The organism is uncultured Agrobacterium sp., assembly GCF_913777885.1.
Taxonomy (GTDB): Bacteria; Pseudomonadota; Alphaproteobacteria; order Rhizobiales; family Rhizobiaceae; genus Agrobacterium.
Window position 1 is genome coordinate 41,254 of record NZ_CAJYTV010000025.1, and the last position, 18,547, is coordinate 59,800.

Sequence of the window (18,547 nt, forward strand, 5' to 3'; positions counted from 1 at the left end):
CATGGCATTTGCCCTGCCCTTGCCATCGCTCCCCAAACGCTATCAGCCCGCTGCCATTTGGGCGCTTTACATCCTTGGCCTCTGTCCAGGCCTCTGGTATTTCTACCTCGCTGCGACAGGAGGGCTCGGCTTCAATCCCGTGAAGGATTTCGAGCACCTGCTTGGCATATGGGCTCTAAGGTTTCTGTGCCTTGGATTGATCGTCACGCCATTGCGTGACCTGTTCAATATCAACCTCATCGCCTATCGCCGCGCACTGGGCTTGCTGGCGTTCTATTACGTGCTGGCCCACTTCGCAGTCTATCTGACACTAGACCGAGGACTTATCTTCAGCTCCATCATCGGAGATATTCTTAAACGTCCGTACATCATGCTTGGCATGGCAGGGTTAGCCATGCTCATTCCACTGGCGCTGACTTCTAATCGCTGGTCCATCCGTAGGCTTGGTTCCCGCTGGAATACGCTCCACAAACTAGCTTATCCGGTGCTGATCATCGCCGTTTTACATTTCGTTCTGGCGCGCAAAAGTCTGACATTGGAGCCGATCTTTTACATCACGCTCGCTGTCGTTCTGCTCGGCTACCGCCTGATCCGGCCGACCATCATGGCGCGCCGTAGGGCACAGAGAGCTGCTAATGTCTCACGAACCACCTCATGATCCGTGCCGCGACCACGATGCCAGTCAGATAGCAAATGATATTCCAAAGTGAGAAGACACGGCCCAGCAGCAAGGTGCCGGCAGCCGTGTCACGGAAGGCGTCCAGCGCGGGGAAATGCACCAGCCGGAGCAACTCAACGGCAATGGCGATACAACAGGCCGTGACCACAACGAAACGGGGCGTTCTGTGCCGGGCCAATAGCGTCGCGATCAGCAGGTAAGCCATCGCGCCCCACAAAACGGAGCCGCCATATTTGACGACGGGAAACGTGAGCCCGATCGCATAGCCATAGCGCCGCAGCGCAAGCCCCGTCAAAATGACCAGAATGCAGGCCAGAAAAAGCAACACGCGTGATGCATAAAATTTGCCACTGTCGATTGTCATCGTCGCGCTTTACGTCGATTCTGTCGCCACCTCAAACGGTCGGCAAACTAGGACACATGCTTTGATGACCGATGCAACATTTCCAACCAGCCGCCTATCGTTTCTGGATAACTATCTTTGTGATGCGCGACCCTGGGGAAGTCTGAGCGGCACCAGGCGCTTCATTGTCGAGTTTCTCTATTTCGGCATCAAGAATGCCAGAGCCTGCATTTTTGCGGGGCTGTTCTTCCTGTCGATCTTTCTGGTACCTCGCACGGGCCTCTTTGTGCTTCCGCGTTACGATGTTCTGCTCGTCATTGCGTTGGGCATCCAGATATTCATGATTTGGAGCAAACTAGAAACACTCGATGAAGCCAAGGCGATCTTTCTGTTCCACATCGTCGGCTTCGCCCTAGAACTATTCAAGACGTCCAGCGCCATCCAGTCCTGGTCTTACCAGGACTTCGCATACAGCAAGATTTATGGCGTGCCGCTGTTTTCCGGCTTCATGTATGCCGCAGTCGGCAGCTATATCATTCAGGCTTGGAGGCTGTTCGATCTCAGAATCCGGCATCACCCGCCCTATTGGATGGCAACTCTGATAGCGCTTGCGATCTATGCCAACTTCTTCACCCATCACTTCATTGGGGATTATCGCTGGTACATCGCCGCCTGCGCTCTCGGCTTATATGCCCGGACCGCTGTCACCTACCGGCCCTATGACCGGGATCGGGAGATGCCGCTTTTGCTCTCCTTCATTCTGATCGGCTTCTTCGTTTGGCTTGCCGAAAATATTTCGACATTCTTCGCAATCTGGAGCTACCCAAGCCAGCTTGGAGCTTGGTCCGCAGTCAGCCTCGGCAAATGGAGCTCTTGGTCTCTTCTCGTCATCATGACCTTCACCATCGTCGCCCATTTGAAGCACATCAAGCACCGGATTTTTATCCCTGAATAGGTGGGGCGCACCCGTCGAACTGGTTAACGACACTCCCCCAAAAATCGTACTAAAAGCCGTCATTTACAGCATCAGGCAACAAGCTTACTCTGATGATTGGCTGTCCTCTGACAGCAAGCGATATGACGTCGTGAAGGCTCTCGTGATGAACACGACTTGTCTGCCTCTCTTTTGAAAAGGAAACGGCGTTGCGTATCGGCGTCCTCGTGCTTCTGGCAAGCGTCTCGGCATCCTCGGCTTTCGCAGCCAACATCAAGCCCGGACCATCGGAAACGGACTATCTGTTTCAATGCAGCGCGACTTTTATCATCAACGCGCATGAACTGAAGGACAGCGGTAAGTCACCCAAAATCCAAGCCAAAGCTGCTGAGTACGACAGCAAGTTCAACAAGCTTGCGGCGAGAGCGAGAGCGTCGTTTGAAGAAAACAGGCGCACAAAAGCAGAAGCATCGGCCTATCTGCAAAAGCATGTCGACACTATGTCCGTGCTCTTCGCCAGGGAGCCAGAAGTCATGAAACGCTTCGTCCAGCAGTGCGATACGCGCTATCAGGACACGCTATAACCCATCGGTCTGTTGAACAGCCTCTGATCGACAGCGGCTTCGCGAAATAAATCCGGGCTTTGTGAATGGGAAATGAACCGGTCCATGGCTCTACCTACTCACGATTCTTAAACGACACGCATTCGCCGAATCCCGCTGGAATGTAGCGGCGCCCCTTAGCCCTCGATCTTGGCCCTTATAGCGGTCCGAGAGCGACGTAGGACGTATACGCCTACCGTCTCGAACGAGCCGTCAGTTCGCTCGCTACGCTTAGCTCCTCGTTGGTCACATCTCCTGATCGTGAAACCTCTCCACACCTTCGCGCACATGCTCTAGGACTTCAGACCCGCCACGGTTCCTCACCACGCAGTGATCGCTGGATGAAACCATATATAGAGCAGACAGCGCTCACCAGAATCCGCGGCGTTCCAAGCTGACTGCCATCGGACGCATGAATAGACATAAAAAAACCGGGTGATCGCTCACCCGGTTCTTTAACTGTCTATGCTTAAGCGTGAGGCTTATGCAGCTTCGGCAGCAGCAGTCTCAGCAGCAACGCGAGCCTTGTCGGCTGCGCCCTTGGCATCGACGTCACGCTCGACGAATTCAACGACAGCCAGAGCTGCGTTATCGCCCTGGCGGAAGCCAGCCTTCATGATGCGGATGTAGCCGCCGTTACGGTTCGCGTAACGGGTTGCAATCGCGTCAAAGAGTTTACGGACAGCGTCCTGATCCTTGATCTGCGAGATGGCCTGACGACGAGCGTGCAGGTCGCCGCGCTTGCCGAGCGTAACCAGCTTTTCTACGATCGGGCGAATTTCCTTCGCCTTTGGCAGAGTGGTGACGATCTGCTCATGAGTAATGAGCGAAGCAGCCATGTTGGCAAACATTGCCTTGCGGTGGCTGGCGGTTCTATTGAGCTTGCGGCCTGAATTTCCGTGGCGCATTGCTATTCTCCTTTAGTGCAGGTTTCCTATACGGTCCTGCCGTTTCCTGGCACATGCAGACGACTGGTCTGCTGTTTGACGGGGAAAGGCAGTCTTTAAGGGCCTGCCTTTTCTTTGTTAGTATTGGTCTTCGTAACGCTTGGCGAGATCTTCGATGTTCTCTGGCGGCCATGCAGGCACTTCCATGCCGAGATGCAGACCCATGGAAGCGAGAACTTCCTTGATTTCGTTGAGCGATTTGCGACCGAAGTTTGGCGTGCGAAGCATTTCGGCTTCCGTCTTCTGGATCAGGTCGCCGATGTAGACAATGTTGTCGTTCTTCAGGCAGTTTGCCGAACGAACGGACAGCTCAAGCTCGTCGACCTTCTTGAGAAGTGCCGGGTTGAACGCCAGTTCCGTAACCGATTCTTCTTCAGCTTCCTTCTGCGGCTCGTCGAAGTTGACGAAGACGCCAAGCTGGTCCTGAAGGATACGAGCGGCGAAGGCAACGGCATCTTCGCCGGATACGGAACCGTTGGTCTCGATCGTCATGATCAGCTTGTCATAGTCGAGAACCTGGCCTTCACGGGTGTTTTCCACCTTGTAGGACACTTTCTTGACCGGAGAATAAAGGCTGTCCACAGGGATGAGGCCGATCGGGGCATCTTCCGCGCGGTTGCGTTCTGCAGGCACGTAGCCCTTGCCGTTGTTGACGGTGAATTCCATCCGGATTTCAGCGCCATCGTCGAGCGTGCAGATAACATGGTCAGGGTTTAGGATCTCAATGTCGCCAACCGTCTGGATATCGCCAGCGGTAACGGCACCTGGGCCCTGCTTGCGCACGACCATGCGCTTGGAATCATCGCCGTCCATCTTGATGGCGATTTCCTTGATATTGAGCACGATGTCCGTCACATCTTCCCGAACGCCGGGGATGGAGGAGAATTCATGCAGAACGCCGTCGATCTGCACGGCAGTCACAGCGGCGCCACGCAGAGACGACAGGAGAACGCGACGAAGCGCGTTGCCGAGCGTGAGACCGAAGCCACGTTCCAGCGGCTCAGCAACAAGCGTTGCCTTGGTGCGGCTGGAGGACGTGAACTCGACCTTGTTCGGCTTGATCAGTTCCTGCCAATTCTTTTGAATCATCTTTAAACCTTCCGTTCGCCGCCACCATTCAATCGTGGCGGACCGAGCATGATCACCGAGAGGAACCGAAACGGTTCATCGGAGGGTTTCAAGCGTAAGCACACCGGCCACGCCGGCAACCACACGCCGATTACGCGAAAATTCCGCCAGACCGATGGAAAGGCGGAACCTCCAGACAGAACGCGTTAGACGCGGCGCTTCTTGCGCGGGCGGCAACCGTTATGCGGGATCGGCGTCACGTCGCGGATGGAGGTGATGAGGAAACCAGCAGCCTGCAGAGCGCGAAGTGCGGATTCACGACCAGAACCCGGACCGCAAACCTCGACCTCAAGCGACTTCATGCCGTGTTCCTGAGCCTTCTTGGCGCAATCTTCAGCAGCGATCTGGGCAGCAAACGGGGTAGACTTACGCGAACCCTTGAAGCCCTTGGCACCAGCGGACGACCAGGCAATCGCGTTGCCCTGTGCGTCGGTGATGGTGATCATCGTGTTGTTGAAGGTCGAGTTGACGTGCGCTACACCCGACGTGATATTTTTACGTTCGCGACGGCGAACGCGTGTGGCTTCCTTGGCCATGATAGTCCTTTCATTGATCTCTTCACCGCCGTAACACCAGCGGCTACACCGGCACGCAACCCGCTTGCGAGCATTGCGCCAAACTCAGAAAGGCTGGCGCGGTTCGCACCAGCCTTCTCTTCCGTATGAACGGAAAATTACTTCTTCTTACCCGCGATAGCCTTCGCCGGACCCTTGCGGGTACGAGCGTTGGTGTGCGTGCGCTGACCGCGAACCGGAAGGCCACGGCGGTGGCGCAGGCCACGGTAGCAGCCAAGATCCATGAGGCGCTTGATGTTCATCGCGGTTTCGCGACGAAGATCACCCTCGACCTGATAATCGCGGTCGATCGTTTCGCGGATCTGAAGGACTTCAGCGTCCGTCAGCTGATGAACGCGCTTGTCGGCCGAGAGACCAACCTTGTCCATGATTTCCTGCGCGAATTTCGGACCGATCCCGTGAATGTAGGTCAAAGCGATAACAACGCGCTTAGCCGTCGGGATGTTGACGCCAGCGATACGTGCCACGTCTATTCTCCTTGCGTTCCAGTTGCCATCCGGCAAGTGGTGCTTCCATTTGAGCGGCACGATGCTGCCGCCAGTTCAAATTCCTGTTCGTCACAAGTCAAAACGACCGAACCCGGACTTTCCTTCCCTAAAGGAAAATCCGCGCCAGTCGCTTGGGTTGTCGCGAGTTGGCGCGGTGTTTAACGGAATCGGTTCAAAAAAGCAACCGGCCCCGCCAAGATTCTTTAGATCCGCGCAGCAGAAGCTGCCGGGCTGTTGTCCTTTTCCAAGGCACCCGCGATTGCGGCAGTGACCGCATCGACATCCGCCATGCCGTCCAGTGCAACGAGCTCACCCTGCTCGCGGTAGTATTCGGACAACGGTGCTGTCTTCTCACGATATTCGGAGAGGCGCTTGCGGAACGATTCGGGATTGTCGTCCGAACGAACCGTACCACCAGCCGCGACCGTCTCAGCCACACGGTTTTCGATTCGGCGCACCAGCGCCTCTTCGTCTACCTTGAGCTCGATGACAGCATCCAGCTGAATGTTCTTCTGCTGGAGGTTTTCGCTCAGCGCCTTGGCTTGCGGCACGGTGCGCGGGTAACCATCGAGGATGAAGCCCTTCGCACAGTCAGCCTGCTCGATCCGCTCGGAAACGATCTGGTTGACGATATCGTCCGACACGAGACCACCGGCATCCATCACCGCCTTGGCGCGCTTGCCGATGTCCGTTCCCGCAGTCACAGCCGCACGCAGCATATCGCCGGTGGAAAGCTGCGGAATGCCGTACTTGTCCGTCAAACGCTTGGCCTGTGTTCCCTTGCCTGCACCTGGCGGTCCCAAAAATATCAGTCTCATCGTCCCCTCTTTCCTCCACGCAGTTTCGATTTCTTGATCAGCCCCTCATATTGCTGGGCAATCAGGTGGCCCTGGATTTGCGCAACAGTATCCAGAGTTACACTGACTACGATCAAAAGCGAAGTACCACCAAGGGCTAACGGTATGCCTGTACGGGCAATAAGTGTCTCAGGAAGGATACAGACGAAGACAAGATAAATTGCACCGACGACCGTGATGCGCGTCAGCACGTAGTCGATGTACTCTGCGGTGCGCTCGCCAGGGCGAATGCCAGGAATGAAGCCGCCATGCTTTTTCAGATTGTCGGCCGTGTCCTTCGGATTGAACACGATCGCCGTGTAGAAGAAGGCAAAGAACGCGATCAACAGGCCGTAGAACAGCATGAAGAGCGGCTGGCCGTGCTGAAGGGACGAGATGATCGTCGTCGCCCAGCCGGGAAGGTTCGTGCTGTTGGTAAAGCCCGCAGCCGTTGCCGGCAGAAGCAACAGCGAGGACGCGAAGATCGCAGGAATAACGCCAGCCGTGTTGAGCTTGAGCGGCAGGTGCGACGTGTCGCCCTGGAACATGCGGTTACCGACCTGACGCTTCGGATACTGAATCAAGAGACGGCGCTGGGCGCGTTCAACAAAGACGATCAGCGCGATCACCAGGATGGCGACGATAACGACCGTGAGGATCAGAGTCGTCGACAACGCACCCGTACGACCGAGTTCAAGCGTTCCGGCCAAAGCCTTCGGCAAGCCTGCAGCAATACCAGCGAAGATGATCAGCGAGATACCGTTGCCGATACCGCGAGACGTGATCTGCTCGCCAAGCCACATCAGGAACATCGTGCCGCCGAGCAGCGTGATGACGGTAGAAACGCGGAAGAACCAGCCCGGATCGACAACGAGGCCAGCACCACTCTCTAGACCAACGGCGATGCCGTAAGCCTGCAGCGTGCCAAGCAGCACGGTTCCGTAGCGCGTGTACTGGTTGATGATCTTGCGGCCTGCTTCGCCTTCCTTCTTCAACGCTTCGAGCGATGGAACGACCGAGGTCATCAACTGCACGATAATCGAAGCGGAGATGTAAGGCATGATGCCAAGCGCAAAGATCGCCATGCGCTCGACAGCGCCACCCGCAAACATATTGAAGAGGCCGAGAATGCCATTCGCCTGACCGCGAAACGCCTGGGCATAGGCTTCCGGATTTAGACCAGGAAGCGGAATATGCGTGCCGAGACGATAGACGAGAAGTGCGGCAAGGGTAAACCAGAGACGCTTTTTCAGATCTTCAGCCTTGGCGAAGGTCGAAAAATTCAGGTTTGAGGCCAGTTGTTCCGCTGCTGAAGCCATAAAATTCTCCGCATGACCCTGTCCAGCAGCACGGTGAACGGCGTCTCCGGCAGGGTCCATAAAGATACTGGTTCAAAAACCGGGCTTCGGACGGAAAGCGACTGTTGCGCCGCAATCATGCCTCACCCTTGTTTTCGTATGTCCTATCCCCTCCCCCTACCGAGTTCAAGGTCAAAGGGGTTCAAGAACTGTGAGGCTCTCACTTGCGCTGCAAGCTGCGGCATTTTGAGCGCGAGACATGCAAAGTCGCAATGAGTCGCTGCGCAGATCCGTCAAATCGATTAGATTTTCAAAGACTTACGTAGCGTAAAGAGAAACGCCCGGGGCGAAACACCCCGGGCGTTCAGACACCATATATTACTCGGAAGCTTCCGGCGCAACAACGAGAAGCTTGATGGAACCACCAGCCTTCTCGATTTTTTCAAGAGCAGGCTTGGAAGCGCCAGCGACTTCGAAAGCCACCTTTGCCTTAAGCTCGCCATCGGCCAGAATGCGAACGCCGTCCTTCGGACGACGGATAACACCAGCAGCCTTAAGAGCAGCGGCATCAACCGTTGCCTTGGCGTCCAACTTGCCAGCATCGATAGCAGCCTGAACGCGACCGAGAGAAACGGTGACGTATTCGGAAGCGAAGATGTTGTTGAAGCCGCGCTTCGGTAGACGACGGTAGATTGGCATCTGACCGCCTTCGAAGCCGTTGATAGCAACGCCCGAACGAGCCTTCTGACCCTTGACGCCGCGACCACCGGTCTTGCCCTTGCCGGAACCAATACCGCGACCTACGCGGATACGGTCCTTGGTGGCGCCTTCGTTGTCTCTGATTTCATTGAGTTTCATGATAGGTTCCTCCGTCTCACTTCTCGTCTACGACGCGAACGAGATGCTGGACCGCACGAATCATGCCACGAACAGAAGGCGTATCTTCCAGCGTGCGCTGACGGTGCATCTTGTTAAGACCCAGGCCGATCAGCGTCTGACGCTGGATCTCCGGGCGGCGATTTGGGCTGCCGATCTGTTCGACCGTGACAGTCTTCTTGGCTTCAGTTGTAGTCTTGGCCATGATCCAGATCCTTACTCTTCAGAAGCGACGCCGGACGCGACGCGACGTGCCTGAAGGGTTGCATACTTCAGACCGCGCTGAGCAGCGATGTCCTTCGGATGAACCTGATGCTTCAGAGCGTCGAACGTTGCACGAACCATGTTGTACGGGTTCGAAGAGCCCGTGGACTTGGCAACAACGTCGTGAACGCCGAGCGTTTCGAAAACGGCACGCATTGGACCACCGGCGATGATACCGGTACCAGCCTTGGCGGAACGCAGCAGAACCTTGCCGGCGCCGTGGCGACCGTTAACGTCGTGATGCAGCGTACGGCCATCGCGCAGCGGAACAAAGATCAGATCGCGCTTGGCAGCTTCAGTCGCCTTGCGGATTGCTTCTGGAACTTCACGAGCCTTGCCGTGACCGAAGCCAACGCGGCCCTTCTGGTCGCCAACAACAACGAGAGCGGCGAAGCCGAAACGACGGCCACCCTTAACAACCTTTGCAACGCGGTTGATCGCGACCAGCTTGTCGACGAACTCGCTGTCGCGCTCTTCGCGGTTCTGGCGATCGTCGCGAGAACCTCTTTTTTCCTGTGCCATTGTCCTTTTCCTTTTTCTTTTCCGGTATCGAACGGCAAACGAAAGTAGGCCCTCCGGCTCCATTGCTGAAGTCCGGTTGGCCCGGTGAAAATCCACCCGGCGCGATCACGCCCGGGTGGATAAAGTCTTAGAAGTTCAGACCGCCTTCGCGGGCAGCATCTGCCAGGGCCTTAACGCGGCCGTGATAAATGAATGCGCCACGGTCGAATACGACATCCTTGACGCCAGCCTTGCCAGCGCGCTCGGCAACCAGCTTGCCAACAACGGCAGCTGCCGCAACGTCAGCGCCGGTCTTCAGCGACGAGCGCAGATCGGCTTCGAGCGTAGAGGCAGACGCGAGCGTCTTGCCTGCAACATCATCGATGATCTGAGCGTAGATGTTCTTCGACGAGCGATGAACCGACAGGCGCGGGCGACCGTTAGCAACCGCCTTGAGCTGGCGGCGTACACGGTTCGCACGACGTGCAAGTGCTTCTTTCCTGCTAGCCATTTCGCGAGTTCCTTACTTCTTCTTGCCTTCTTTGCGGACGATCCGTTCTTCAGCGTACTTGACGCCTTTGCCCTTGTAGGGCTCGGGACCACGGTATTCGCGGATTTCCGCGGCAACCTGACCGACCTGCTGCTTGTTGATGCCGGAAACGATGATTTCCGTCGGCTTCGGCACGGCGATGGTGATGCCCTGCGGCGGCTCGTAGACAACGTCGTGCGAGAAACCGAGTGCCAGCTGCAGGTTCTTGCCCTGCATGGCTGCACGGTAACCAACGCCGTTGATTTCGAGCTTGCGCTCGTAGCCATCCTTAACACCCTTGAAGATGTTCTCGATCATGGTGCGGGACATGCCCCACTTCGAACGAGCTTCCTTGGTGTTGTTGGACGGCTGTACCGAAACGCCGTTGTCTTCCAGCTTGAGCTGGATGTCGTCATTTGCGACGAAGAACAGTTCGCCCTTCGGACCCTTGGCAGTAATCTTCTGGCCTTCAACGTTGGCCGTCACACCTGCGGGAACCTGAACGGGCTTTTTACCGATACGAGACATATTTCTATCCTGTCTGTCCGTTACGGAGATCCTTACTCGGCCTTAGAAGACCGAGCAGAGAACCTCGCCACCAACGTTCTGTTCGCGAGCCTGGTGATCGGCCATCACGCCCTTCGGTGTCGAAAGGATGGTGATGCCGAGGCCGTTCGCGACCTGCGGAATGGACTTAACCGAGACATAAACTCGGCGGCCCGGCTTGGATACGCGGCCGATCTCACGGATCACCGACGCACCTTCGTAGTACTTCAGTTCGATGGTGAACTCGGACTTGCCGTTTTCAAAATCGACCTTGGAATAACCGCGTATGTAGCCTTCAGCCTGCAGCACGTCGAGAACGCGTGCGCGGAGGCTGGAAGCAGGCGTGCTAACCGAAGACTTGCGACGGGAAGCACCATTGCGGATGCGGGTGAGCATATCACCCAAAGGATCAGTCATGGTCATGTGCCCGTCTCCTTACCAGCTCGACTTGACAATGCCCGGCACCTTGCCGGAATTGCCCAGCTCACGAAGCGCGATACGCGACATCTTGAGCTTGCGATAGAACGCGCGCGGACGGCCCGTTACTTCGCAGCGGTTGCGGATACGCGTCTTCGAGCCGTCACGCGGCAGCGAAGCGAGCTTCAGAGTTGCCTGGAACCGCTCTTCGATCGGAAGGGACTGGTTCATGACGATGGCCTTGAGGGCGGCACGCTTGCCGGCCTGGGAGGCAACTGTCTTGCGGCGGCGCTTGTTCTTTTCAACTGCGCTTGTTTTCGCCATATCGGAGTTCCTTTTCTACGCTCGTCGTTACGGTTACTGACGGAACGGGAAGTTGAACTCTGTCAAAAGAGCCCGTGCTTCGTCGTCGGTCGGAGCCGTCGTGCAAACGATGATGTCCATGCCCCACATCTGATCAACCTTGTCGTAGTTGATTTCTGGGAACACAATGTGCTCCTTGATGCCCATGGCGAAGTTGCCACGGCCGTCAAAGCTCTTCGGGTTCAGGCCCCGGAAGTCGCGAACGCGCGGAAGCGCGATGTTGACCAGACGATCAAGGAATTCGTACATGCGTGCGCCACGAAGGGTAACCTTCGCACCGATTGGCATGCCTTCGCGAACCTTGAAGCCAGCAATCGAGTTGCGGGCGCGGGTTACGACTGGCTTCTGACCTGCAATAGCAGCCAGATCGCCGGCAGCAACCGTGGGCTTCTTGGAGTCGGCAGTCGCCTCACCCACACCCATGTTGATGACGATCTTTTCCAGCTTCGGGATCATCATGACGTTAGCGTAGGAGAACTTCTCCTGCATGGCGCCGCGGATACGGTTGACGTATTCCGTCTTGAGACGCGGTTCGTACTTGGTCTCAGCCATCGATGACTTCTCCCGAACGCTTGGCCACACGGACCTTCTTGCCCTCTACAACCTTGAAGCCAACGCGAGTCGGCTTGCCATCCTTATCGGCGATGGCGATGTTGGAGATGTGCAAGGATGCTTCCTTGTTGATAATGCCGGCTTCCTGGCTCTGGGTCTGGCGCTGGTGACGCTTCACCATGTTTACGCCACGCACAACAGCACGGTCTTCCTTCGGCATTACCTGGATTACTTCGCCGGTACGGCCCTTGTCCTTACCGGTCAATACGACAACCTTGTCGCCTTTACGAATCTTCTGCATCGCTCGTGCTCCTTACAGTACTTCTGGAGCCAGCGAGATGATCTTCATGTGGTTCTTACCGCGAAGCTCGCGAGGAACCGGTCCGAAGATACGGGTGCCGATCGGCTCTTTCTTGTTGTCGATAAGAACAGCTGCGTTGTTATCGAAACGGATGACGCTGCCGTCGGCGCGGCGGATGTCTTTAGCGGTACGCACAACAACCGCCTTCATCACGTCGCCCTTCTTGACGCGGCCGCGCGGAATAGCTTCCTTGATGGAAACGACGATAATGTCGCCCACGGAAGCGTACTTGCGCTTGGAGCCGCCCAGCACCTTGATGCACATGACACGACGTGCGCCGGAATTATCCGCCACGTCGAGGTTTGTTTGCATCTGAATCATGTCAGGTCGCCTTCTTGTTGTTACCGGACCGGTTGGGCACACATCATGGATGCTGCCCCCTGTTCCAGCTTATGAAATCTCTGTCTTTGCGCGGAAGAAACTTGCCAGGGTGGTTTCCCAAAGGGACCTTCCGTGCGCATCAAAGCAAAAGACGCTCGGGTTACGAGCGTCCTTGCGCTGCTTCATACAGATTTTCGCGCCAAGTGCAATAGACCTGGCGCGATTCCGTTGAAATTAAGCGTGAGCGGCAACAACCGTCCAGCGCTTATCCTTGGAGATCGGTGCGCATTCCTCAATGGAAACCACATCGCCGACCTTGTACTGGTTGTTTTCGTCGTGCGCCTTGTACTTCTTAGAACGACGAACGGTCTTCTGCAGTAGCGGGTGAGCGAATCGACGCTCAACGCGAACTACGACAGTCTTCTCGTTCTTGTCGGATACAACGACGCCCTGGAGAATGCGTTTAGGCATAGTATTCTTCCTTAGGCCTTGGCTTCTGCGGCCTTTTGGGCAGCAATGGTTTTGATCCGGGCGATGTCCTTGCGGACTTCGTTGATGCGCGAGGACTTTTCCAGCTGGCCAGTGGCCTTCTGGAAACGCAGGTTGAACTGTTCCTTCTTGAGGTCAGCCAACTTGTCCTTGAGCTGGTCGGCGCTGAGGCCGCGAATATCTTCGGCTTTCATTTGCCTTGCTCCTTACTCTGCGATGCGCTGTACGAAGCGCGTCTTGACCGAGAGCTTGGCAGCGCCGAGACGAAGCGCCTCACGGGCGATCTCCTCGGAAACACCGTCGATCTCGAACATCATACGACCGGGCTTGACCTTGCATGCCCAGTAATCAACCGAACCCTTACCCTTACCCATACGAACTTCGGTCGGCTTAGCCGTAACCGGAGTATCGGGGAATACGCGGATCCAAACGCGACCTGCGCGCTTCATGTAACGCGTGATCGCGCGGCGGGCCGCCTCGATCTCGCGTGCATTCACGCGGTTCGGTTCCTGCGACTTCAAGCCGAATTCACCGAATGCCAGGTCAAAGCCGCCCTTGGCGACGCCCTTGATGCGTCCCTTAAACTGCTTGCGGTACTTAGTACGCTTTGGCTGCAACATTTTCTTACTTCTCCGAGCTTATCTTTCGCCAGCGTCAATCAAGCGTTTTCGCGACGACGATCGTTGCGATCGCCACGCTCACGGCTTGCAGGACCCTGAGCATCGCCTTCGAGCGCACGACGCTCGGAAGCCATAGGATCGTGCTCAAGGATTTCGCCCTTGAAGATCCAGACCTTGATGCCGCAGATGCCGAACGCGGTTTCGGCTTCAGCCGTACCGTAGTCGATGTCTGCACGCAGCGTGTGAAGCGGAACGCGGCCTTCGCGGTACCATTCGGTACGAGCGATTTCCGCGCCGCCGAGACGGCCTGCGCAGGTGATCTTGATGCCTTCCGCGCCGAGGCGCAGAGCGGACTGTACGGCGCGTTTCATGGCGCGACGGAAAGCCACGCGGCGTTCCAGCTGCTGGGCGATCGACTGTGCAACGAGCGTTGCGTCGACTTCCGGCTTGCGCACTTCAACGATGTTGAGATGCGTTTCGGAGCTGGTCATCTCGGAGATCTTCTTACGAAGCTTCTCGATGTCAGCGCCCTTCTTGCCGATGATGAGGCCCGGACGAGCGGAGTGGATCGTAACGCGGCACTTCTTGTGTGGGCGCTCGATAACGACCTTTGCAATACCAGCCTGCTTCAGTTCCTTAACGAGGTAGGCACGGATAGCAAGGTCTTCATGCAGCAGGTTGCCGTACTCGGCAGTGTCAGCGTACCAACGGCTGTCCCACGTACGGTTGATGCCCAGGCGGAAGCCGATTGGATTGATTTTCTGACCCATTATGCGGCCTCCCCTTTTTCCTCGACTTCACGAACAACGATCGTGAGGTGCGAGAACGGCTTTTCGATGCGCGATGCACGGCCACGGCCACGAGCGTGGAAACGCTTCATGGTAATGGACTTGCCAACATAGGCCTCGGCGACGACGAGAGCGTCGACGTCGAGGTCATGGTTGTTTTCGGCGTTCGCGATAGCCGATTCCAGCGTCTTCTTGACGGTGGAAGCGATACGCTTGCGCGAGAACTCGAGCTCGGCGAGAGCGCGATCAACCTTCTTGCCACGGATAAGAGCGGCAACCAGGTTCAGTTTCTGGGGGCTGACGCGAAGCGTACGGGCAACGGCCTGAGCCTCGTTGTCCTTCAGCCGGCGTTCGGTCTTAGCCTTCGCCATGATTACTTCCTCTTTGCCTTCTTGTCCGCGCCATGACCGTAATAGGTCCGGGTCGGAGAGAATTCACCGAACTTGTGACCGACCATGTCTTCGTTGACAGAGACGGGCACATGCTTGCTGCCGTTGTAAACGCCGAAGGTAAGACCAACGAACTGCGGCAGGATCGTGGAGCGACGGCTCCAGATCTTGATTACTTCACTGCGGCCGCCTGCGCGCACCTTCTCAGCCTTAGCGAGAAGATAGCCGTCAACAAACGGACCTTTCCATACTGAACGAGCCACTTGAGACTTCCTCTCTTACTTCTTGCGCTGATGGCGCGAACGCATGATGAACTTGTCGGTCGACTTGTTCGAGCGGGTACGCTTGCCCTTGGTGGGCTTGCCCCATGGCGTCACAGGATGACGACCACCGGACGTGCGACCTTCACCACCACCGTGAGGGTGGTCGACCGGGTTCATAACGACGCCGCGAACATGCGGACGCTTGCCGCGCCAACGCGAACGACCAGCCTTGCCGTCGTTGATGTTGCCGTGATCAGCATTGGAAACAGCACCGATGGATGCGAGGCAGGAACCATGCACCAGACGCTGTTCACCGGAGTTGAGACGCAGGATCGCCATACCGGCATCGCGGCCAACGAGCTGTGCATAGGTACCGGCGGAGCGAGCGATCTGACCGCCCTTGCCCGGCTTCATCTCGACGTTATGGATGATCGAGCCGACAGGAATGAACTGCAGCGGCATTGTGTTGCCGGGCTTTACGTCCACTGCCTTGTCGGAGGCGATCACCTTGTCACCAGCAGCAAGACGCTGTGGCGCGAGAATGTAAGCCTGTTCGCCGTCCGTGTATGTCACGAGCGCGATGAATGCGGTGCGGTTCGGGTCATATTCCAGACGTTCAACCGTACCTTCAACGTCGAACTTGCGACGCTTGAAGTCTACCAGGCGGTAGGTCCGCTTGTGACCGCCGCCCTGGAAACGAACGGTGATCCGGCCCTGGTTGTTACGGCCACCCTTCGAGCTGAGGCCCTGTGTAAGAGCCTTTACCGGCTTGCCCTTGTAGAGCGAAGCACGGTCCACAATAACCAGCTGGCGCTGGCTAGGTGTGGTCGGATTGAAACTTTTCAATGCCATTGTATTTGTTCCCTTTTGGGTCTTTGCCCGCTTGGGCCTAACCTTTAGAGTCCGGTGGACACGTCGATGGATTGACCTTCAGCAAGTGTCACGATCGCCTTCTTGACGTCCTTCTTCTTGCCAGCGAATCCACGGAAACGGCGCGTCTTACCCTTGCGGATAAGCGTGTTCACACCCGTGACCTTGACGCCGAAGAGAGCTTCCACGGCAGCCTTGATTTCAGGCTTGGAAGCGTCCTTGGCGACGTTGAATACGACCTGGTTCTGTTCGGATACCAGCGTCGACTTTTCCGTGATCGAGGGAGACACGATCACATCGTAGTGGCGAAGATCCGTCATTTGAACCGCTCCTCCAGAGCCTCTACAGCAGCCTTGGAAAGCACGAGCTTGCCACGGCGCAGGATGTCGTAAACATTGATGCCCTGTACCGGCAGAACGTCCACGTTCGGGATGTTCTGAGCTGCGAGCTTGAAGTTGCCGTCAAGTTCTGCGCCGCCGATAACGAGAGCGTTGGTCAGGCCGAGCGAAGCGAAGTTGCCCAGCAGAGCCTTTGTCTTTGCGTCCGATGCAATCAGCTGATCGACGATGATCAGTTCTTCAGCCTTTGCCTTTGCAGACAGGGCGAGACGCAGGCCGAGCGCGCGAACCTTCTTGGGAAGGTCGTGAGCGTGGCTGCGAACGACTGGGCCGTGGGCCTTGCCGCCGCCGCGGAACTGCGGTGCGCGAGCCGAATGGTGACGAGCGCGGCCCGTACCCTTCTGCTTGTACATCTTTGCACCCGTGCGGGAAACTTCCGAACGGTTCTTGGTCTTGTGAGTGCCCTGCTGCTTCTTAGCAAGCTGCCAGCGCACAACGCGGGCCAGAATGTCCTGGCGTGGGTCGAGGCCGAAGATTTCGTCCGACAGGGCTACCTTGCCGGCGTCTTTTCCCTCGAGGGTCGTGACGTTCAATTCCATGATAAGGCTCCCTTACTTCGCAGCCGACTTGACGGCGTCGCGGACGATGATCCAGGAACCCTTGGAACCGGGAACGGCGCCCTTCACGAGGATCAGACCGCGATCCTCATCGGTCGAAACCACTTCCAGGTTCTGGGTGGTGACGCGAGTCTGGCCCATGTGACCAGCCATGCGCTTACCCTTCCACACGCGGCCCGGATCCTGGTTGGAACCCGTCGAACCGTGCGCACGGTGAGAGATCGAGTTACCGTGCGATGCGCGGCCACCACCGAAGTTGTGACGCTTCATCGAACCGGCAAAACCCTTACCGATCGTTGTTCCGGTTACGTCGACCAGCTGGCCGGCTTGAAAATGATTTGCGGTCAGTGTTGCACCGACGTCGATCAGGTTCTCGGACGAGACCCGGAATTCGACGAGCTTAGCTTTCGGCTCGACATTGGCAGCGGCGAAGTGGCCACGGAGCGCCTTTGTCGTGTTCTTGACCTTGGACTGGCCTGCACCGAGCTGAACTGCGGTATAGCCATTCTTGTCTTCCGTACGCTGGGCAACGACTTGTACGTTATCCAGACGCAGGACCGTTACGGGAATATGCTCACCAGCGTCGTTGTAGACGCGGGTCATTCCCACTTTCTGTGCAATCACACCTGAACGCATTGGTTCAATCCTCTTGCGAGCCTTGAAGGGAAACCCCTTGCTCGGCCTTTTGTTAAGGAGTTCCCTTCGACATCTCACGATGTTTCCGGTCTCCGGATTGGAAGACGTTGGATTGCTCCACGTACCTTCCTTGTTATATCGGCCCTTACTTTCGCAAGGTCAGGCCGAGGTCTTAGAGCTTGATTTCCACGTCAACGCCAGCAGCGAGGTCGAGCTTCATCAGCGCGTCAACAGTCTGCGGGGTGGGGTCAACGATGTCGAGAAGACGCTTGTGCGTCCGCATTTCGAACTGCTCACGGCTCTTCTTGTCCACGTGGGGAGAGCGGTTAACAGTGAATTTTTCAATGCGGGTCGGCAGCGGAACCGGGCCGCGAACGCTGGCGCCGGTGCGCTTGGCGGTCGACACGATTTCACGGGTAGAGGCATCGAGGATCCGGTGGTCAAACGCCTTGAGGCGGATACGGATATTCTGGCCGTTCATTCGTCTTGTCCTTGTTCTTTATTATTGATTTCCGCACGCGGAAATACATGAACCTAGTTAATCGTGGCGCCGCAGATTTTCAAAAATCGAGAGGAATGCGAAAGGCGCACCCCAATCATTTCAGTAGTCTGTATTGCGAAATCACCGGGACTCGCAAGCCGTTGCGAATCCAGCGGTGAACGTGAGTGCGCGTTTACGCGCTTTCACCGAAATTTTCAAGCACTAAAAGTGCAGCGCCCATACGCTTTTTCATCAAACGACTGACGGCGGTGTTTTTGCACCGCCGTCAGACATAATTTCAAACGTCGAGATTACTCGATGATCGAGGCAACGATGCCAGCGCCGACGGTACGGCCGCCTTCGCGGATCGCGAAGCGCAGCTTTTCTTCCATCGCGATCGGAACGATCAGCTCGACTTCAACAGTGACGTTGTCGCCAGGCATAACCATTTCCGTGCCTTCTGGAAGCGAAACGATACCGGTAACGTCAGTCGTAC

At 56.7% G+C, this 18,547-nt stretch carries 31 protein-coding genes and 1 pseudogene; 3 read left to right on the top strand and 29 right to left on the bottom strand.

Going from position 1 to position 18,547, the window contains the following annotated elements; genetic code table 11:
• Position 1 precedes the first annotated feature (1 nt).
• Complete coding sequence (msrQ, locus tag QZ869_RS20940; RefSeq protein ID WP_296107145.1) at positions 2–658, top strand: protein-methionine-sulfoxide reductase heme-binding subunit MsrQ; 657 nt, start codon at positions 2–4, stop codon at positions 656–658.
• On the opposite strand, the gene QZ869_RS20945 is transcribed toward msrQ, so the two are convergent.
• Positions 633–1,043, bottom strand: a complete 411-nt coding sequence (locus QZ869_RS20945) for a DUF2809 domain-containing protein (RefSeq protein ID WP_296081541.1) — start codon at positions 1,041–1,043, stop codon at positions 633–635. The genes msrQ and QZ869_RS20945 overlap by 26 nt on opposite strands.
• A 64-nt stretch (positions 1,044–1,107) precedes the next feature.
• Here QZ869_RS20945 and QZ869_RS20950 point away from each other — a divergent pair, with 64 nt between their 5' ends.
• The gene (locus QZ869_RS20950; protein WP_296107149.1) at positions 1,108–1,977 is read left to right on the top strand and encodes a DUF817 domain-containing protein; all 870 of its coding nucleotides are present in this window, start codon (positions 1,108–1,110) and stop codon (positions 1,975–1,977) included.
• Positions 1,978–2,165: 188 nt separating this feature from the next.
• Complete coding sequence (locus QZ869_RS20955) at positions 2,166–2,540, top strand: hypothetical protein (RefSeq protein WP_296107151.1); 375 nt, start codon at positions 2,166–2,168, stop codon at positions 2,538–2,540.
• A 500-nt stretch (positions 2,541–3,040) separates the two neighbouring features.
• On the opposite strand, the gene rplQ is transcribed toward QZ869_RS20955, so the two are convergent.
• From rplQ to tuf, 28 genes and pseudogenes are all read right to left on the bottom strand, one after another.
• Complete coding sequence (gene rplQ, locus QZ869_RS20960) at positions 3,041–3,466, bottom strand: 50S ribosomal protein L17 (RefSeq protein WP_296038462.1); 426 nt, start codon at positions 3,464–3,466, stop codon at positions 3,041–3,043.
• Positions 3,467–3,583: 117 nt separating this feature from the next.
• Positions 3,584–4,594, bottom strand: coding sequence for a DNA-directed RNA polymerase subunit alpha (locus QZ869_RS20965; RefSeq protein ID WP_003495228.1), 1,011 nt, complete (start codon positions 4,592–4,594; stop codon positions 3,584–3,586).
• 185 nt (positions 4,595–4,779) lie between these two features.
• The gene (gene rpsK, locus QZ869_RS20970) at positions 4,780–5,169 is read right to left on the bottom strand and encodes a 30S ribosomal protein S11 (RefSeq protein ID WP_296038463.1); all 390 of its coding nucleotides are present in this window, start codon (positions 5,167–5,169) and stop codon (positions 4,780–4,782) included.
• 137 nt (positions 5,170–5,306) lie between these two features.
• Complete coding sequence (rpsM, locus tag QZ869_RS20975) at positions 5,307–5,675, bottom strand: 30S ribosomal protein S13 (RefSeq protein ID WP_113327213.1); 369 nt, start codon at positions 5,673–5,675, stop codon at positions 5,307–5,309.
• 224 nt (positions 5,676–5,899) lie between these two features.
• A complete protein-coding gene (locus tag QZ869_RS20980; RefSeq protein WP_296107155.1) occupies positions 5,900–6,514 on the bottom strand; it encodes an adenylate kinase in 615 nt (204 codons plus the stop codon).
• A complete protein-coding gene (gene secY, locus QZ869_RS20985; protein ID WP_296038467.1) occupies positions 6,511–7,851 on the bottom strand; it encodes a preprotein translocase subunit SecY in 1,341 nt (446 codons plus the stop codon). Before secY ends, QZ869_RS20980 begins: the two co-directional genes overlap by 4 nt.
• Positions 7,852–8,208: 357 nt before the next feature.
• Positions 8,209–8,688 carry a 50S ribosomal protein L15 gene (gene rplO / locus QZ869_RS20990; RefSeq protein ID WP_296075583.1) on the bottom strand — a complete coding sequence of 160 codons (480 nt, stop codon included), beginning with the start codon at positions 8,686–8,688 and terminating at the stop codon, positions 8,209–8,211.
• A gap of 16 nt (positions 8,689–8,704) precedes the next feature.
• Positions 8,705–8,911: a 50S ribosomal protein L30 gene (gene rpmD, locus QZ869_RS20995; protein WP_296038469.1), complete on the bottom strand. Its 207-nt coding sequence runs from the start codon at positions 8,909–8,911 to the stop codon at positions 8,705–8,707.
• Positions 8,912–8,922: 11 nt separating this feature from the next.
• A complete protein-coding gene (gene rpsE, locus QZ869_RS21000; RefSeq protein ID WP_027677412.1) occupies positions 8,923–9,492 on the bottom strand; it encodes a 30S ribosomal protein S5 in 570 nt (189 codons plus the stop codon).
• A 127-nt stretch (positions 9,493–9,619) separates the two neighbouring features.
• The gene (gene rplR / locus QZ869_RS21005) at positions 9,620–9,982 is read right to left on the bottom strand and encodes a 50S ribosomal protein L18 (RefSeq protein WP_062427526.1); all 363 of its coding nucleotides are present in this window, start codon (positions 9,980–9,982) and stop codon (positions 9,620–9,622) included.
• A 12-nt stretch (positions 9,983–9,994) separates the two neighbouring features.
• The gene (gene rplF, locus QZ869_RS21010) at positions 9,995–10,528 is read right to left on the bottom strand and encodes a 50S ribosomal protein L6 (protein WP_062427527.1); all 534 of its coding nucleotides are present in this window, start codon (positions 10,526–10,528) and stop codon (positions 9,995–9,997) included.
• Between the two features lie 42 nt (positions 10,529–10,570).
• Complete coding sequence (gene rpsH / locus QZ869_RS21015; protein ID WP_062427528.1) at positions 10,571–10,969, bottom strand: 30S ribosomal protein S8; 399 nt, start codon at positions 10,967–10,969, stop codon at positions 10,571–10,573.
• A gap of 12 nt (positions 10,970–10,981) precedes the next feature.
• On the bottom strand, positions 10,982–11,287 hold the full coding sequence (gene rpsN, locus QZ869_RS21020) for a 30S ribosomal protein S14 (protein WP_062427529.1): 306 nt from the start codon (positions 11,285–11,287) through the stop codon (positions 10,982–10,984).
• A gap of 33 nt (positions 11,288–11,320) precedes the next feature.
• Positions 11,321–11,878 carry a 50S ribosomal protein L5 gene (gene rplE, locus QZ869_RS21025; RefSeq protein ID WP_296038471.1) on the bottom strand — a complete coding sequence of 186 codons (558 nt, stop codon included), beginning with the start codon at positions 11,876–11,878 and terminating at the stop codon, positions 11,321–11,323.
• Positions 11,871–12,179: a 50S ribosomal protein L24 gene (gene rplX, locus QZ869_RS21030; RefSeq protein WP_062427531.1), complete on the bottom strand. Its 309-nt coding sequence runs from the start codon at positions 12,177–12,179 to the stop codon at positions 11,871–11,873. Before rplX ends, rplE begins: the two co-directional genes overlap by 8 nt.
• A gap of 12 nt (positions 12,180–12,191) precedes the next feature.
• Entirely contained in the window at positions 12,192–12,560 is a 369-nt protein-coding gene (rplN, locus tag QZ869_RS21035) for a 50S ribosomal protein L14 (protein WP_027677419.1), read from the bottom strand.
• A 234-nt stretch (positions 12,561–12,794) separates the two neighbouring features.
• On the bottom strand, positions 12,795–13,031 hold the full coding sequence (gene rpsQ / locus QZ869_RS21040) for a 30S ribosomal protein S17 (RefSeq protein WP_027677420.1): 237 nt from the start codon (positions 13,029–13,031) through the stop codon (positions 12,795–12,797).
• A gap of 11 nt (positions 13,032–13,042) precedes the next feature.
• A complete protein-coding gene (rpmC, locus tag QZ869_RS21045; RefSeq protein WP_027677421.1) occupies positions 13,043–13,243 on the bottom strand; it encodes a 50S ribosomal protein L29 in 201 nt (66 codons plus the stop codon).
• Between the two features lie 12 nt (positions 13,244–13,255).
• A complete protein-coding gene (rplP, locus tag QZ869_RS21050; protein WP_027677422.1) occupies positions 13,256–13,669 on the bottom strand; it encodes a 50S ribosomal protein L16 in 414 nt (137 codons plus the stop codon).
• 38 nt (positions 13,670–13,707) lie between these two features.
• Positions 13,708–14,439: a 30S ribosomal protein S3 gene (gene rpsC, locus QZ869_RS21055; RefSeq protein WP_296038473.1), complete on the bottom strand. Its 732-nt coding sequence runs from the start codon at positions 14,437–14,439 to the stop codon at positions 13,708–13,710.
• A complete protein-coding gene (rplV, locus tag QZ869_RS21060) occupies positions 14,439–14,828 on the bottom strand; it encodes a 50S ribosomal protein L22 (RefSeq protein ID WP_296038474.1) in 390 nt (129 codons plus the stop codon). The genes rpsC and rplV overlap by 1 nt, the downstream gene beginning before the upstream one ends.
• Before the next feature lie 2 nt (positions 14,829–14,830).
• The gene (gene rpsS / locus QZ869_RS21065) at positions 14,831–15,109 is read right to left on the bottom strand and encodes a 30S ribosomal protein S19 (RefSeq protein ID WP_027677425.1); all 279 of its coding nucleotides are present in this window, start codon (positions 15,107–15,109) and stop codon (positions 14,831–14,833) included.
• 15 nt (positions 15,110–15,124) lie between these two features.
• Positions 15,125–15,961, bottom strand: a complete 837-nt coding sequence (gene rplB, locus QZ869_RS21070) for a 50S ribosomal protein L2 (RefSeq protein WP_062427534.1) — start codon at positions 15,959–15,961, stop codon at positions 15,125–15,127.
• 44 nt (positions 15,962–16,005) lie between these two features.
• Positions 16,006–16,299, bottom strand: coding sequence for a 50S ribosomal protein L23 (locus QZ869_RS21075; RefSeq protein ID WP_296038475.1), 294 nt, complete (start codon positions 16,297–16,299; stop codon positions 16,006–16,008).
• Positions 16,296–16,916: a 50S ribosomal protein L4 gene (gene rplD / locus QZ869_RS21080; RefSeq protein ID WP_296038476.1), complete on the bottom strand. Its 621-nt coding sequence runs from the start codon at positions 16,914–16,916 to the stop codon at positions 16,296–16,298. The genes QZ869_RS21075 and rplD overlap by 4 nt, the downstream gene beginning before the upstream one ends.
• A 12-nt stretch (positions 16,917–16,928) precedes the next feature.
• Positions 16,929–17,570, bottom strand: coding sequence for a 50S ribosomal protein L3 (gene rplC / locus QZ869_RS21085; protein WP_296038478.1), 642 nt, complete (start codon positions 17,568–17,570; stop codon positions 16,929–16,931).
• Between the two features lie 172 nt (positions 17,571–17,742).
• A complete protein-coding gene (rpsJ, locus tag QZ869_RS21090) occupies positions 17,743–18,051 on the bottom strand; it encodes a 30S ribosomal protein S10 (protein WP_003507767.1) in 309 nt (102 codons plus the stop codon).
• A 311-nt stretch (positions 18,052–18,362) separates the two neighbouring features.
• Positions 18,363–18,547 (bottom strand): annotated as a pseudogene (tuf, locus tag QZ869_RS21095) (elongation factor Tu); the annotation flags it as partial.